The sequence below is a fragment of the Albidovulum inexpectatum genome, assembly GCF_002927635.1.
Taxonomy (GTDB): domain Bacteria; phylum Pseudomonadota; class Alphaproteobacteria; order Rhodobacterales; family Rhodobacteraceae; genus Albidovulum; species Albidovulum inexpectatum.
Genome location: NZ_PRDS01000001.1, coordinates 99,180 through 112,819, shown reverse-complemented (window position 1 = coordinate 112,819; position 13,640 = coordinate 99,180). Strand labels below are relative to the sequence as shown.

Genomic DNA, 13,640 nt, shown 5'->3' with positions numbered 1-13,640 from the left:
GGCCTCAATCGCGTCCTTCGACGAAATCGATCATTCGCGGCAGGCAGATCCGTCGCAGGTCATAGCGATCAAGGATCGTCTGCCTCGCCGCCTGCCGAAGGGGCATGGCCGAATCGGGATCGGACAGTGCCTCGATCAGCGCCCGCGACCAGCCGTCGATGTCGAAGAAATCGACGAGGCGCCCGTTTTCCCCGTCGCGGATGACCTCCTGCACCGGTGCGGTGCGCGAGCCGATGACCAGCGCGCCGACGCTCATCGCCTCGAGCATCGACCAGGACAGGATGAACGGATAGGTCAGATAGGCATGGGCCCGGCTGACCTGCATCAGGGCCACGAATTGCGGGTAGGGCAGCTGGCCCACGAAATGCACCCGCGTCAGGTCCAGCCGATCGCGGACCTCTTCCAGATAGATCTGTTTCCAGCTCTTGCCGTCCGGCGCCGCGGGGCCATAGCTTTGGCGGTCGCCCCCGACGATGACAATCTGGGCCGAAGGCCGTTCCTTCAATACGCGGGGCAGGGCCCGCATGAAGACATGATAGCCGCGATAGGGCTCAAGATTGCGATTGACGAAGGTCACGACTTCATCGCTCGCGCGCATGGTGCTGCCGTCGGGCAGCTTGAACCGGGCGTCGGGGTTGGGCTTCAACCTGTCGGTGTCGATGCCATCGTGAATGACGCGGATGCGATCACGCAATCCCCGGGGAAAGGTCGATGCCTGCCACGCGGTCGGCGCGACGGCGGCGTCGGCTTCGACCAGCGCCTGCAGAAGATGGGTCCGCCGTGCGACGGTTCCGATTCCCATCGCGACCGGATCGCGGGGAAATTCGGGATCGAAGCCCGTATCCGCCCCGCGTGCGCGATAGTAGAATTCGGCATAGGTCAGATGCCGCGCTTCGGGCCAGACTTCGCGCAGGAAGAGCGTTTCGCCCCAACCGCCATGACCGAAGACGACATCCGGGACAAAGCCCTTTTCCCGTCTCAGCCGCGCGCAGGCCCGCGCGACGGTCGCGCCGCGCTCGGCCATCTGTGCGTAGTGCAGGCCCGCGCCGCGGAATTCCGGCGGTTTGGGCACGCGATAGCGCAGGACGGGCACGGGAGACGGGCGCTTGTTCCCATCGACCGTCAGGGCCACGACCGTGTGGCCGCGTTCGGCCAGCGCCGGCGCCAGATGCAGGAACTGGCCGGGAAAATTCTGATGGATCAGCAGGATCTTCATCCGGCACCTATTCGGCGGCGTGATGGGCAAAGGCCGCCAGCATCAGCTCGCGCGTATAGTCCGATTGGGGCGAGTCGAATATCGCGTGGGCGGGGCCAGATTCGACCACGTCGCCCTTGCGCATCACGATGACCTTGTGCGCAAGCGCCCTGACCACGCGCAGATCGTGGCTGATGAACAGATAGGCCAGCCGGTGGCGGCGCTGCAACTGGCGCAGCAGATCGACGATCTGGACCTGCACCGTCATGTCGAGCGCCGAGGTCGGTTCGTCCAGCACCACGATGCGGGGGCGCAGGATCATGGCCCGCGCGATGGCGATGCGCTGACGCTGGCCGCCCGAGAATTCGTGCGGGTAGCGTTCCATCATCGCCGGATCCAGGCCGACCTCGGTCATGATCTGCCGGACCAGTTCGCGCTTGTCCTGACCCGGTTCGACACCATGAACGCTCAGTCCCTCGGCGATGATCTGCTCGGCCGTCATGCGCGGGCTCAGGCTGCCATATGGGTCCTGAAACACGATCTGCATGTCGCGGCGCAACCGGCGCAGGGCGCGCGTCCCAAGGCCCGAGATATCCTGCCCAAGATACAGGATCGGTCCGTCGCTTTCGATCAATCGCATCAGGGCAAGCGCCAGCGTCGTCTTGCCCGAACCGCTTTCGCCGACGATCCCCACGGTTTCGCCCTCGCGCACCGACAGGGTGGCGGCGTTGACCGCGCGGACATGGCCCACGACGCGCCGCAGCAATCCGCGACGGATCGGGAACCATACCCGCAGATCACGGGCGGACAGGATTTCCGGTGCATCCTCCGGTACGGGATCGGGGCCGCCCTTCGGTTCGGCCGCCAGAAGCTTCTGCGTATACGGATGCTGGGGATTGGCGAAGATGTCGCCGGCAGGCCCCTGTTCGACGATTTCGCCGTCCTTCATCACGCAGACGCGATCCGCGATGCGGCGCACGATGCCAAGGTCATGGCTGATGAACAGCAGGCTCAGCCCCTCGCGATCCTTCAGCTCGGCCAGAAGGTCCAGGATCTGGGCCTGGATCGTCACGTCCAGCGCGGTCGTGGGTTCATCCGCCACCAGAAGCTCGGGCCCGTTCGCCAGCGCCATGGCGATCATCACCCTCTGGCGCTGCCCGCCCGACAGCTGATGGGGATAGTCGGCAAGCCGACTTTCGGGATTGTCGATGCCGACCTTGGTCAGCAGCTCGACGATCCGTGCCCGCGCCGCTTCGCCCTTCAGCCCCTGATGCACCAGAAGGCTCTCGCCGATCTGCTTCTCGATCGTGTGCAGCGGGTTCAGCGATGTCATCGGCTCCTGAAAGACAAAGCTGATGTCGTTGCCGCGCACCTGACGCAACGTTTCTTCGGGCGCGCCGATCAGCTCGCGGCCCTGATAACGGACCGAGCCGGAGACGCGCGCGTTGCGTCCCAGCAGCGAAACGGTGGACAGGGCCGTGACGGACTTGCCAGAGCCGCTCTCGCCGACGATGGCGACGGTTTCGCCCCGGTTGACCGTCAGGCTGACGCCGCGGACGGCCGGGATCACTCGCCCGTCCTGGTGGAAGTCCACGCGCAGGTCGCGAATGTCCAGAAGCACGCTCATGCAAAGGTCTTTCGCGGATCGAACGCGTCGCGCACGCCTTCAAAGATGAAGACCAGAAGCGATAGCATGATGGCAAAGGTGAAAAAGGCCGAAAAGCCCAGCCAGGGTGCCTGCAGGTTCGACTTGCCCTGCAACGACAGCTCGCCCAGCGACGGCAGGTTCGAGGGCAGGCCATAGCCCAGATAGTCCAGCGCGGCCAGACTGCCGATCGCGCCGGTGACGATGAAGGGCAGCATCGTCAGCGTGGCCACCATCGCATTGGGCAGGATGTGGCGGAACATGATCACGCGGTCGGACACGCCCAGGGCGCGCGCCGCGCGGACATATTCGAAGTTGCGCGCGCGCAGGAATTCGGCGCGCACCACGCCAACGAGCGCCGGCCAGCCGAACAGGATCGACACGAAGACCAGCAACCAGAAGCTGCGCCCAAGGATCGCGAACAGGATGATGATGACGTAAAGCCCCGGTGTATAGCCCCAGATTTCAAGCAGGCGCTGGAAGCTCAGATCCACCCAGCCGCCGAAATACCCCTGTACCGCGCCCGCGGCGATGCCGATCAGGCTGGAGACGGATGTCACGATCAGCGCGAACAGGATGGACAGGCGGAAGCCATAGATGATGCGCGCCAATACATCGCGCGACGTATCATCGGTGCCCAGCCAGTGATCCCTGTCCGGCGGCGAAGGCGCCGTGCCGACATTGTTGATCGTGTCATAGGAATAGGGAATCGGTGGCCAGATCATCCATCCCTTCTGGATGGGCTGACCGTCGACGACCCCGTCCTGCGCATCCTCGATAACCGCTTCGGGGTCGTCAAAGCACGATTCCAGCCCGCCCGAGATGATGAGACATTGCACCTCGGGCTCGCGATAAACGGCCTCGGTGCGGAAATCGCCCCCGAAGGCGGTCTCGGGGTAGAAGCGGTAGATCGGGAAATGTAGCTGCCCGCGATAGCTGAGCACGATCGGCTTGTCGTTGGCCACGACCTCGGCCATCAGCGAGATCGCGAACAGCACCAGAAAGATGCAAAGTGACCAGAACGCACGGCGATTGGCCTTGAAGTTGCGCCAGCGGCGCTGGTTCAGCGGCGACAGACGTATCATCCCGACCTCTTTTCGAAGTCGATGCGCGGATCGACCAGCACATAGGTCAGATCCGACAGCAGACCGACAAGAAGCCCCAGAAGGCCAAAGACGTAAAGCGTGCCGAAGACCACGGGATAATCTCGCGCGACGGCGGCCTCGTAGCCCAGCCGCCCCAGACCGTCGAGCGAGAAGATCGTCTCGATCAGCAGGCTGGAGCCGAACAGGACCGAGATGAACAGACCCGGAAAGCCGGCGATCACGATCAGCATGGCGTTGCGGAACACATGCCCATACAGAACCCGCCGTTCAGTCAGACCCTTGGCCTTGGCGGTCAGCACGTACTGCTTGTTGATCTCGTCCAGGAAGCTGTTCTTGGTCAAGAGCGTCAGCGTGGCGAAGCTGGAGATCGTCGTGGCCACGACCGGCAGGGTGATGTGCCAGAAATAGTCAAGGACCTTGCCGATCAGTGTCAGTTCCTCCCAATTGTCGGAAACCAGCCCGCGCAGCGGGAAGATGCGCCAATAGCTGCCGCCCGCGAACAGCACGATCAGCAGGACGGCGAACAGAAAGCCCGGTATCGCATAGGCCACGATGATGACGCCGCTGGTCCATGTGTCAAAGCGCGAGCCGTCCCGGACGGCCTTGCGAATGCCCAGCGGGATCGAGATCAGATAGGCCAGCAGCGTCGACCACAGGCCCAGCGTGATCGAAACCGGCAGCTTTTCGATCACCAGGTCGATGACCGAGATCTTGCGGAAGTAACTTTCGCCGAAATCGAAGGTCAGATAGTCGCCCAGCATCTTCAGGAAGCGTTCATGGGCGGGCTTGTCCAGCCCGAACTGGCGCTCGAGCTCGGCGATGAATTCGGGCGGAAGACCGCGCGCGCCAAGATAGCGGTCATTGCCCGCCGCTTCCTGTTCCAGCGCGATGTCGCCGCCGCCCGCAATGTTCTGAAACACGTCGCCCTGGCCTTCGAGCCGGGCGATGATCTGTTCGACGGGCCCGCCGGGGACGAACTGGGTCAGGACGAAATTGATCAGCATGATCCCGAACAGCGTCGGGATCATCAGCAAGAGCCGGCGAAGGATATAGGCGCCCAAGGTCGCTTTGCCCCGTTCCGTTCGTGTGGTCCTAGAACGCGCCCGCGGCCTTCAGCCGTTCGGCGGCCTCGGCGTCATACCACCACAGATCGAGCTCGCCCACCGAAAGCGGCGGCAGATTCTCGGGGTGGCGATAGAAGTCGTAATACGCGACCCAGGTTTCGGGGTTGTACCACAGCGGGATGTCGAACCCTATCTTGCGCAGCCCGCGATCCAGCGCGTGAACCGCTGTCTTCAGCTCTTCCAGCGTCGAGGCCGCCACGACGGTCTGGATCAGGCGGTCGATCCCGGGATGGCGCAGCCGCATCAGATTGCGCGAGCTGTCGTCGGCCGTCTTCGATCCGAACCATTGCTCAAGTCCGCCAGAGGGCTCGAAATCCATGTCGAAGCCCTGGTTGGCGAGATCGAAATCGCCCTTGCGACGCCGTTCGACATATTGCGAGATGTCGACCCGCTCCAGCCGGCCGCGCACGCCGATCAGGGCAAGGTTCTCGATGAAGGGGTTTATGAACTTGTCGTAGATCGGGCTGTACTGGATGATCGTCAGCTCCAGCACCTCATCCCTGTCGTTGCGGCGCAGGCCATCGTCGCCGATCTGCCATCCCGCCTCTTCCAGAAGGCGCGCGGCCTCGCGCAGGATGCGGCGCGAGGGACGGTTGTTCGCCGGATCGTGCACGATCGGCACGCGGGCCTCTTCGGTCAGGATCGACGGATCGAAAAGACCCTCGTCCACCAGCGGCTTCAGGATGGCAAGTTCGCCCTCATCCGGCGTGCCCGAGGCCGCCAGATCGGTGTTCGGCCAGAACGAAACGGGCCGTTCATACAGGCCGTATTGCAGCGTCTGGCGCGCCCATTCATAGTTGAACATCATGGCGATCGCATCGCGCACGCGGCCATCCTGCCAGTTCGGGCGATCGAGGTTGAAGACCCACGACAGGCGCGTGCCGACATTTCCGTCGGGGATCTCTTCGCGCTTGATCCAGCCCTGGCGCATCGCCTGAAAGTCGTAGCCCGCCGCCCATTGCTGCGAAGAGTTTTCAGTGCGGAAGGTGTAGTCGCCAGCCTTGAAACCCTCGAAGGCGGCATCCGAATCGGCGAAATACTCGACCCGGATCCGGTCGAAATTCCATCGGCCGCGATTGAACGGGTGGTCCGCGCCCCAGAAGTTCGGATTGCGCCGATAGATCACGCGCGTCTTGAAGTCGAAACTGTCAAGGACAAAGGGCCCGGTGGACATGAAGGGTTCCTTGGTCGCACGATCCAGTCGTGCTCCGGTCCGCTCGAACCAGGCCTTGGAGAATACGGGCGTGCCCCCCGCAAAGCCCACGCGGTCACGCATCGGGGTCTTGTCGGTGAAGTGGAAGGTGATCCGATAGGGGCCTTCGACCTCGACCCGGTCAATGAAGCCTTCGACCACGCGCCGGTATTCAAGTATGCCTTGGGTCTGGAACAGCTGGAAGCTGAAGGCGACATCCTCGGCCGTCATGGGCGTGCCATCGGCAAAGGTCACGTCGTCGCGCAGGTTGAACGTCACGAAGGACAGGTCCGCCGGGTATTCCAGCGTCGTACACAAATAGCAGTACAGCGCATATGGATCGTCGTCGGTCGAGATCAGGATCGATTCGCTGCCGATCGTGTTCAGCGCCGCGGGGACTCCGTCCGAGGCATACTGGTTGAAGCTGTCGAAACCGCCCTGCGCCCAGATCGAGATCTCCCCGCCCTTCGGCGCGTCCGGGTTCACATAGTCCAAATGATCGACATCCGCCGGATACTTGATGGCGCCGAAATTCGAATAGGCATGCGAGATCGTCACATCCTGCGCCATGCCCGGCTGGGCGAATGCCCAGATCGCGCCGAAAGCGGCGGCACAAAGAGACGCGAAACGGTTCTGCTTGACCTGATGTGACGGCATCGCCCTGTCCTCTGCGCATTGTGTCCGGTCCAGGTGGAAACCTAGAACGCCGATGGCGCGCGCTTCAAGTTGCGAATTTGTGAGCCTTCGGGGGCAGGGTGCCGCGGCGGCACGAAAAATGGCCGCCCCGGCGGGGGCGGCCATGATCCGATGGTGGCCGGAAACCGGGCGTCAGCCGCCGAATTGCTGCAGATAGGCGATCACGTCGGCCCGGTCCTCGGGCTTCTTGAGGCCGGCGAAGGACATCTTCGTGCCCGGAATGTAGCCCTTGGGGTTTTCCAGGAAGTGCGACAGGGTTTCGGGATCCCACGTTCCGCCATGGTTCTTCATCGCGTCGGAATATCCGAAGCCTTCGACCGAGCCGATGGGGCGGTTCACCACGCCATCCAGATGCGGCCCGGTGGCGTTTGTGCCGTCCAGCTTGTGGCACGCCTTGCACTTGTTGAAGACCTTCTCGCCCGCGGCGGGATCGGCCGAGGCCAGCAGCGTGGCAAAGTCCGGGCCTTCCTGGGCCGCTTCGGTCGCCCCGCCCGTGTCGCCGGTGTCGATCACGTAGGCCTGCGCGACTTCTTCGCCGCCATGGGCCACGGGCCCGGTGTGATAGAGCCCGTCAGCGGCCCACTTGATCAGAAGGAATACAAGCAGCGAGCCGCAAAGCGCGCCGCCCGCCTTCGTAACTGTCATCGTGTCGAACATGTCGCGCCTCTGTTCTGGCTATGCGTCGCGCGGTATCTACCCGCTTCCCCTGACCGTTTTCAAGGTATAGTTAGCGCGGCGAATTGCCCGGGCCTGCCGGGCGCAGTCAGGATGGGGCCCGATGACCACGCTTTCACCCAGTTCCAAGACGGGGCGCATCGCCTTTCAGGGCGAGCCCGGCGCCTATTCCCACCAGGCCTGCCGCGACACCTATCCGCAGATGGAGCCGATGCCCTGCCGCACCTTCGAGGAGGTGATCGAGGCCGTACGATCGGGCGAGGCCGACCTGGCCATGCTGCCGGTCGAGAACACGACCTACGGGCGCGTGGCCGACATTCACCGCCTGTTGCCTGAAAGCGGCCTGCGGATCGTGAACGAAGCCTTCGTGCGCGTCCACATCAACCTGCTGGGCGTGCCCGGCGCCACGCTTGCGGATATTCGCGAGGCCTACTCTCACCTCGTTCTGCTGCCGCAATGCGCGGGCTTCCTGCGCAGGCACGGGATCCAGGGGCGGGTGAGTTCGGACAATGCGCGCGCGGCGCGCGACGTCGCCGAACGGGGCGACCCGCATGTCGCGGCGCTTGCCTCGGAACTGGCGGCCGAGATCTATGGACTCGAGGTCCTGGCCCGCCATATCGAGGATGCCGATCACAACCGAACGCGGTTCCTGGTCATGGCGCGCGAACTGGACCTGACCCGTCGCGGCGAGCACGGCATGATCACGACCTTTGTCTTTCGTGTCCGCAACATCCCGGCCGCGTTGTACAAGGCGCTGGGCGGCTTTGCGACGAATGGCGTGAACATGACCAAGCTGGAAAGCTACATGGTCGACGGGTCTTTTTCGGCCACGCAGTTCTACGCCGATATCGAGGGGCATCCCGACGATCCCAACGTGCGCCTCGCGCTCGAGGAGCTGGATTATTTTACCTCTTCCCTGACCATTCTGGGCGTATATCCGGCCGATCCCAGCCGGCACTGAAGGCCTAGCCGCGCTGGGCCTTGGCCCAGTCCAGTTCAATCTGGGCCGCATGCCGCTGGACCCGGCCCGCGAAGCGGCGTGAATAATTGGCCTTGTTGAGCCGGACGGTTTGCAACAAGAGCCGTGCGGGCAGGTTGCGCGGTCGGATCTCGAAGGACAGCATCAGCCGTGTCCGTCTGGGCGACAGGGCGATCAGCTGCGCCTCGGAATTCACGTTGAAGCCCGAGCTTTGGCCTTCCAGTTTCAGCAAGCTTGGCGACTGGATGTCGGCGATCTGGAAGACCAGCCTGCGCATCTTTCCGCGCAGGGGGAAGCGCAGGCTCCAGGTAAAGCCGGGGCCGATTTCTGCCAGCGGGTCGGTCCGTGACAGATCGATGCCGCGGCGGCGGGCTTCGCGTTCAAAGGCGCGAAAGTCGGTCAGGCGCTCGAAGACATAATCGATCGGCGCGGCGATATCCTCGCGGGTGGAAAATTTCACCTGTTCTCGATCCCCTGCTGCATCCGTGCCGATCCTGCTGTCACGCGACCCGCGCTGCAACCCATAGTGCAAGCAGATGCGCCGCAATGGCCCCGGCGCGGGGCGGGCGAATGTCCGGATGACGGCCGGCAAGGGCAAGCATTGCCTCTTCTCGCGTGATCCATCGCGCGTCTTCCAGTTCGTTGTCATTCAGGCTGATCGCATCGTCCTGAGCCTGCGCATGACAACCGATCATCAGGGATGACGGCCAGGGCCAGGGCTGCGATGCCAGGATGCGCACCCGCCCGACGCCGATTCCGGCCTCCTCGGCCACTTCGCGACGCACGGCGGCTTCTATCGTTTCGCCCGGTTCGACGAAGCCGGCAAGGCAGGAATACATTCCGTCGGGCCATCCCGGCGAACGTCCGATCAGAGCACGGTTGCCCGCCGTCACAAGCATGATGACGACCGGATCGGTGCGTGGGAAGTGCCGCGCGCCACAGGCCGGGCACAACCGCTGCCATCCGGCCTGGATCATCTCGCTGCGCTGCCCGCAGGAAGAACAGAAGCGATGGCTGCGATGCCAGCCCGTGATGGCCTTCGCGGTGGCGGCGATCTCGGCCTCGGTCGGCGTCAGGCGGGTCATGACAGCGCGCAGCTCGACGAAGCGATGATCCGGCGGCAGTGCCGGGTGGCGCTGTTCGGTCGGATCGAAGAATGTGCCCGATTGAGGAAGATCCTGATCGTCGGGGCACCAGGCAGAGACATCCGCCGCGAAACAGATGTCACCACCCGCGCGCCCAAGCAGGATCGGTGGTTCCACGGTTTGCGCCAGAACGGCATGGCCGGGCTTGACCCAGCCCAGGGCGTCGGCCACCATAAGTGGCTTGCCGCGCCACAGCGGCAGGATGCGCGCGTGCGGTCCGCGAAGGCATCGTTCAAAGGCGGCGGCATCGTCGCGCAGGGCCGCCACGCGATCCAGCGCACCACCGGCGAATGCGAATGTCGAAATCTCGTGCATCAGGCCTCCACGGCCCATTTGGCACGTGGCCGCGCGCGCCGCAACCGGGTGGTCGCGTTTGCGCGAAGGGCACGCCCGGTGCCGCGGCGGCCGTTGCGCAAATGCAACCTATGCGCGAAATTCACCCGTGTCGTGCGCAGGTCTGATGGTCTGGGCGCAAACGAAATCCTACAGTCGTAGCAATGTCATGTTACTCTGGCACGGTCTTTCCCGATCCGACCTTTTCGAACAGGGGGAACCCCATGACCGCCAGCAACCAGAATTCGATTACCCGCCGACACTTCATGGCACAGGCCGCCGGAGCATCCTTGATCGCCTTGCACCCCTTCTCGGCCCGCGCGTCGGTCAACCAGGCCCATCTGCGGATCATGGAGACAACCGACCTGCATGTGCATGTCTATCCCTATGACTATTATGCCGATCGAGAAAGCGACACTGTCGGCCTGGCCCGTACGGCGGCGCTGATCCAGGCCGTCAGGGCCGAATCGACGAACGCGATTCTGCTGGACAATGGGGATTTCCTGCAGGGCAACCCGATGGGCGATTACATCGCCTATGAACGCGGCATGAACGAAGGTGACCTGCACCCCGTCATTCAGGCGATGAACGCGCTGGGTTTCGACGCCTCGACCCTGGGCAATCATGAGTTCAATTACGGACTGGATTTTCTTGTGAAATCCGTAGCCGGAGCACGCTTCCCGATCGTTTCGGCAAATGTCGTCCGCAAGGTCGGGGCGACCCCGCGCCAGGACGAAACGCTGGTTCCGCCCTATGTCATTCTGGACCGCGAACTGACAGACGGCGCCGGGCAGCGGCACCCGATCCGGATCGGGCTGATCGGCTTCGTGCCGCCGCAGATCATGAACTGGGATCGCCGCCATCTCGAGGGCAAGGTCGCGACACGCGACATCGTCGAGGCCGCCCGCGCCTGGGTGCCACAGATGCGCGAGGAAGGCTGCGACCTGATCGTGGCGCTGTCGCATTCGGGTATCGGGTCTGCGCGCCACCAGTCGGGGATGGAAAATGCCTCGGTTCCCTTGGCGGGGGTAGAGGGAATCGACGCGGTGCTGACCGGCCACAGCCACCTTGTATTCCCATCGCCCGCGTTCGAAGCCCGAGAACTGGTCGACCCCAAGCGCGGCACCATTGCCGGAAAGCCGGCCGTGATGGCGGGTTTCTGGGGATCGCATATGGGGCTGATCGACCTGATGCTGGAACGTGACGGAAACGAATGGCGGGTCGTCGATTTCGAATGCGAGGCGCGCCCGATCTATCGGCGCGGCGAGGATCGCAGCATCACCCCCCTTGTCGAAAGCGTGCCCGCGGTTCTGGACTCGGTCCGCAAGGAGCATGAGGAGACGCTGGCCTATGTGCGTCGCCCGGTCGGCCAGACAACCGCGCCCCTTTACAGCTATTTCGCGCTGATCACCGATGATCCGTCCGTCCAGATCGTGTCGAACGCGCAGAAATGGTATATCGCGCAGATGATGCAGGGAACCGAGCATGAAGCCCTGCCCATCCTTTCGGCCGCGGCCCCGTTCAAGGCAGGCGGCCGCGGCGGGCCGGACTATTTCACCGATGTCCCCGCCGGGGCCATCGCCATACGCAATGTGGCCGATCTCTATCTTTACCCCAACACGATCCGCGCGGTTCGGGTGACGGGGGCTCAGCTGAAGGACTGGCTGGAGCGTTCGGCTGGCATCTTCAACCAGATCGCGCCGGGATCGTCCGACAAGCCGCTGCTGAACCCGGACTTCCCCAGCTACAATTTCGACGTGATTGACGGCGTCACCTACCAGATCGACATTTCTCAGCCGTCGAAATTCGGGCCCAAGGGGGAGCTGATCAACCCCGAGGCAAATCGGATCGTTGATCTGGCCCATGACGGACGACCGGTCGCGCCCGATCAGGAATTCATCATTGCCACGAACAATTACCGCGCCTCGGGTGGCGGCGATTTCCCCGGAGCAAAGGGTGATACGATCGTGTTCGAAGGGCCCGACACGAATCGCGACATCATCGTGCGGTATATCGTCGAACAGGGAACGATCAATCCGACTGCGGACGGCAACTGGCGCCTCGCCGCGATGCCGGGGACGACGGTCATCTATGAAACGGGGCCGCGCGCGCTGGACTATCTTGGTGATCTCAAGGATTTGCGGGCCGAACCCGCGGGCGAAACCGATGACGGCTTTCTGCGTCTGCGGATTCATCTGTAGGCGGTCCCCGGGCAACGTGCCGTGCGGCTTCTTGCCATTCCGGGCGCGCTTGCCTATATCCAGCCGCGAGAGGTTGGCGCGGGCAGGCGTCTCGCCAACCCGGTCAGGTCCGGAAGGAAGCAGCCGTAACGAGTCCCGTCTGGGTCGCTGTCCAGCCTCTCACCCCTCCCTCCGCAAGCGGAGACGCCAGGATGGCAGATCGCGCAGTCGCGCGCGACCAAGCTTCAGGAGCCGGTTTCTGATTTTCAGGCATATACAATCGGGCGCAGACCGTGGCGGCGACATTGTCCGGGGGGATGCATGACCGCCCAGCCACCCAGCCTGATCGACATGGGATGGGGTGACGACCTGGCCGCGCATCTGTCCACGGACGAAGCGGCGCGGCTTCATCCCGCGCGTGTGATCGGCGTCAATCGCGATCGGATCGATGCCCTTGGCCCCCAGGGCGCGGTCACCCTGTTTCTGCCGCCCGACCTGCCCGCGGGAGAGCTGGCCGTGGGTGACTGGATCGTCTATGCGCCAGAAACGCAGCGCGTCGAGCGTGTGCTGCCGCGCCGGTCGCGGATATTCCGGCGCGCAGCCGGTGATGGCACGCGCGAGCAGCTGATCGTCGCCAATGTCGATACCCTGTTCATCGTTTCCAGCTGCACGCTGGAATTCAACGAGGCTCGGATCGAGCGCTATCTTGTGCTTGCGAATGCCGGCGGCGTGCCCCCCGTCCTTGTCCTGACCAAGGCCGACATGTGCCCCGATCCCCGGCGTTATCTGGACAGGCTGGCGGCGATCGCCCCCGGCGTGCCTGCCATGGCGGTGAATGCGAAGGCGCCCGATGTGGCCGGCAGGTTGCGCGAATGGTGCGGGCCGGGACAAACCGTGGCGTTCATCGGCATGTCGGGTGTGGGCAAGTCCACCCTTGCATCGGCCCTGACCGGGCTGCGGATCGAGATCGGCGCCGTGCGTGAAGAGGACATGCGCGGCCGTCACACCACGACGGCGCGGCGGATGTATCCCGTGCCCGGCGGCGGGTGGCTGATCGACACGCCGGGCATGCGCGAGATCCGGCTGGGGGGGATGGCTCAGGCGATCGACGCGACATTCCCCGAAATCCTGCAGGCTGCCCGGAATTGCCACTTCTCGGACTGCATGCACGGACCCGAGCCGGGTTGCGCCGTTCAGGAGGCCGTGGCCAGTGGGCAGGTCGATCCGGCGCGTCTGGAACGCTGGCGCAAGCTGCGCGAAGAGGACGCCGAGGTCGCCAAGTCGGTTCCGCCGCGAATCCGTCGCGAGCGCGCCGAAAGCACGAAAAGGGCGGCCCGGCCGACGCCGCGCCGCCCGCGTTCGGGCTAGGG

Annotated in this window: 11 protein-coding genes and 1 other RNA gene; 4 read left to right on the top strand and 8 right to left on the bottom strand. The window is 64.1% G+C overall.

All coding sequences use genetic code 11. The annotated features are described in order from the left end of the window. Nucleotides 1-4 precede the first annotated feature (4 nt). The 6 genes from LV82_RS00580 to LV82_RS00555 form a co-directional block, all read right to left on the bottom strand. Nucleotides 5-1,216: a glycosyltransferase family 4 protein gene (locus tag LV82_RS00580; RefSeq protein WP_104068779.1), complete on the bottom strand. Its 1,212-nt coding sequence runs from the start codon at nt 1,214-1,216 to the stop codon at nt 5-7. A 7-nt stretch (nt 1,217-1,223) separates the two neighbouring features. Then, nucleotides 1,224-2,822 carry an ABC transporter ATP-binding protein gene (locus LV82_RS00575; RefSeq protein ID WP_104068778.1) on the bottom strand — a complete coding sequence of 533 codons (1,599 nt, stop codon included), beginning with the start codon at nt 2,820-2,822 and terminating at the stop codon, nt 1,224-1,226. Next, nucleotides 2,819-3,922, bottom strand: coding sequence for an ABC transporter permease (locus LV82_RS00570; RefSeq protein WP_104069252.1), 1,104 nt, complete (start codon nt 3,920-3,922; stop codon nt 2,819-2,821). The genes LV82_RS00575 and LV82_RS00570 overlap by 4 nt, the downstream gene beginning before the upstream one ends. Then, a complete protein-coding gene (locus LV82_RS00565) occupies nt 3,922-5,007 on the bottom strand; it encodes a microcin C ABC transporter permease YejB (protein ID WP_104068777.1) in 1,086 nt (361 codons plus the stop codon). The genes LV82_RS00570 and LV82_RS00565 overlap by 1 nt, the downstream gene beginning before the upstream one ends. A 31-nt stretch (nt 5,008-5,038) precedes the next feature. Next, entirely contained in the window at nt 5,039-6,919 is a 1,881-nt protein-coding gene (locus LV82_RS00560; RefSeq protein ID WP_104068776.1) for an extracellular solute-binding protein, read from the bottom strand. Between the two features lie 171 nt (nt 6,920-7,090). Then, nucleotides 7,091-7,615 carry a c-type cytochrome gene (locus tag LV82_RS00555; protein WP_104068775.1) on the bottom strand — a complete coding sequence of 175 codons (525 nt, stop codon included), beginning with the start codon at nt 7,613-7,615 and terminating at the stop codon, nt 7,091-7,093. Between the two features lie 121 nt (nt 7,616-7,736). On the opposite strand from LV82_RS00555, the gene LV82_RS00550 reads away from it, so the two are divergent. Then, nucleotides 7,737-8,594 carry a prephenate dehydratase gene (locus LV82_RS00550; protein WP_104068774.1) on the top strand — a complete coding sequence of 286 codons (858 nt, stop codon included), beginning with the start codon at nt 7,737-7,739 and terminating at the stop codon, nt 8,592-8,594. Between the two features lie 4 nt (nt 8,595-8,598). Here LV82_RS00550 and LV82_RS00545 read toward each other — a convergent pair whose 3' ends face one another. Together LV82_RS00545 and nudC are read right to left on the bottom strand one after the other, a co-directional pair. Beyond that, on the bottom strand, nt 8,599-9,072 hold the full coding sequence (locus LV82_RS00545; RefSeq protein WP_146065109.1) for an SRPBCC family protein: 474 nt from the start codon (nt 9,070-9,072) through the stop codon (nt 8,599-8,601). Between the two features lie 40 nt (nt 9,073-9,112). Then, complete coding sequence (gene nudC / locus LV82_RS00540) at nt 9,113-10,072, bottom strand: NAD(+) diphosphatase (protein ID WP_104068772.1); 960 nt, start codon at nt 10,070-10,072, stop codon at nt 9,113-9,115. A gap of 242 nt (nt 10,073-10,314) precedes the next feature. On the opposite strand from nudC, the gene LV82_RS00535 reads away from it, so the two are divergent. The 3 genes from LV82_RS00535 to rsgA all read left to right on the top strand — a co-directional run bounded on the left by LV82_RS00535 (nt 10,315) and on the right by rsgA (nt 13,638). Then, on the top strand, nt 10,315-12,291 hold the full coding sequence (locus LV82_RS00535; RefSeq protein ID WP_104068771.1) for a bifunctional 2',3'-cyclic-nucleotide 2'-phosphodiesterase/3'-nucleotidase: 1,977 nt from the start codon (nt 10,315-10,317) through the stop codon (nt 12,289-12,291). A gap of 67 nt (nt 12,292-12,358) precedes the next feature. Further along, nucleotides 12,359-12,455: signal recognition particle sRNA small type (gene ffs, locus LV82_RS00530), an RNA gene on the top strand. Between the two features lie 136 nt (nt 12,456-12,591). Then, nucleotides 12,592-13,638 carry a ribosome small subunit-dependent GTPase A gene (rsgA, locus tag LV82_RS00525; RefSeq protein ID WP_104068770.1) on the top strand — a complete coding sequence of 349 codons (1,047 nt, stop codon included), beginning with the start codon at nt 12,592-12,594 and terminating at the stop codon, nt 13,636-13,638. The last annotated feature ends 2 nt before the right edge of the window (nt 13,639-13,640 follow it).

Coding starts and splice junctions, on each gene's coding strand:
- nudC (WP_104068772.1), bottom strand. CDS start 10,072: ATGCACGAGATTTCGACATTCGCATTCGCCGGTGGTGCGCTGGATCGC.
- LV82_RS00560 (WP_104068776.1), bottom strand. CDS start 6,919: ATGCCGTCACATCAGGTCAAGCAGAACCGTTTCGCGTCTCTTTGTGCC.
- LV82_RS00535 (WP_104068771.1), top strand. CDS start 10,315: ATGACCGCCAGCAACCAGAATTCGATTACCCGCCGACACTTCATGGCA.
- rsgA (WP_104068770.1), top strand. CDS start 12,592: ATGACCGCCCAGCCACCCAGCCTGATCGACATGGGATGGGGTGACGAC.
- LV82_RS00555 (WP_104068775.1), bottom strand. CDS start 7,615: ATGTTCGACACGATGACAGTTACGAAGGCGGGCGGCGCGCTTTGCGGC.
- LV82_RS00580 (WP_104068779.1), bottom strand. CDS start 1,216: ATGAAGATCCTGCTGATCCATCAGAATTTTCCCGGCCAGTTCCTGCAT.
- LV82_RS00575 (WP_104068778.1), bottom strand. CDS start 2,822: ATGAGCGTGCTTCTGGACATTCGCGACCTGCGCGTGGACTTCCACCAG.
- LV82_RS00550 (WP_104068774.1), top strand. CDS start 7,737: ATGACCACGCTTTCACCCAGTTCCAAGACGGGGCGCATCGCCTTTCAG.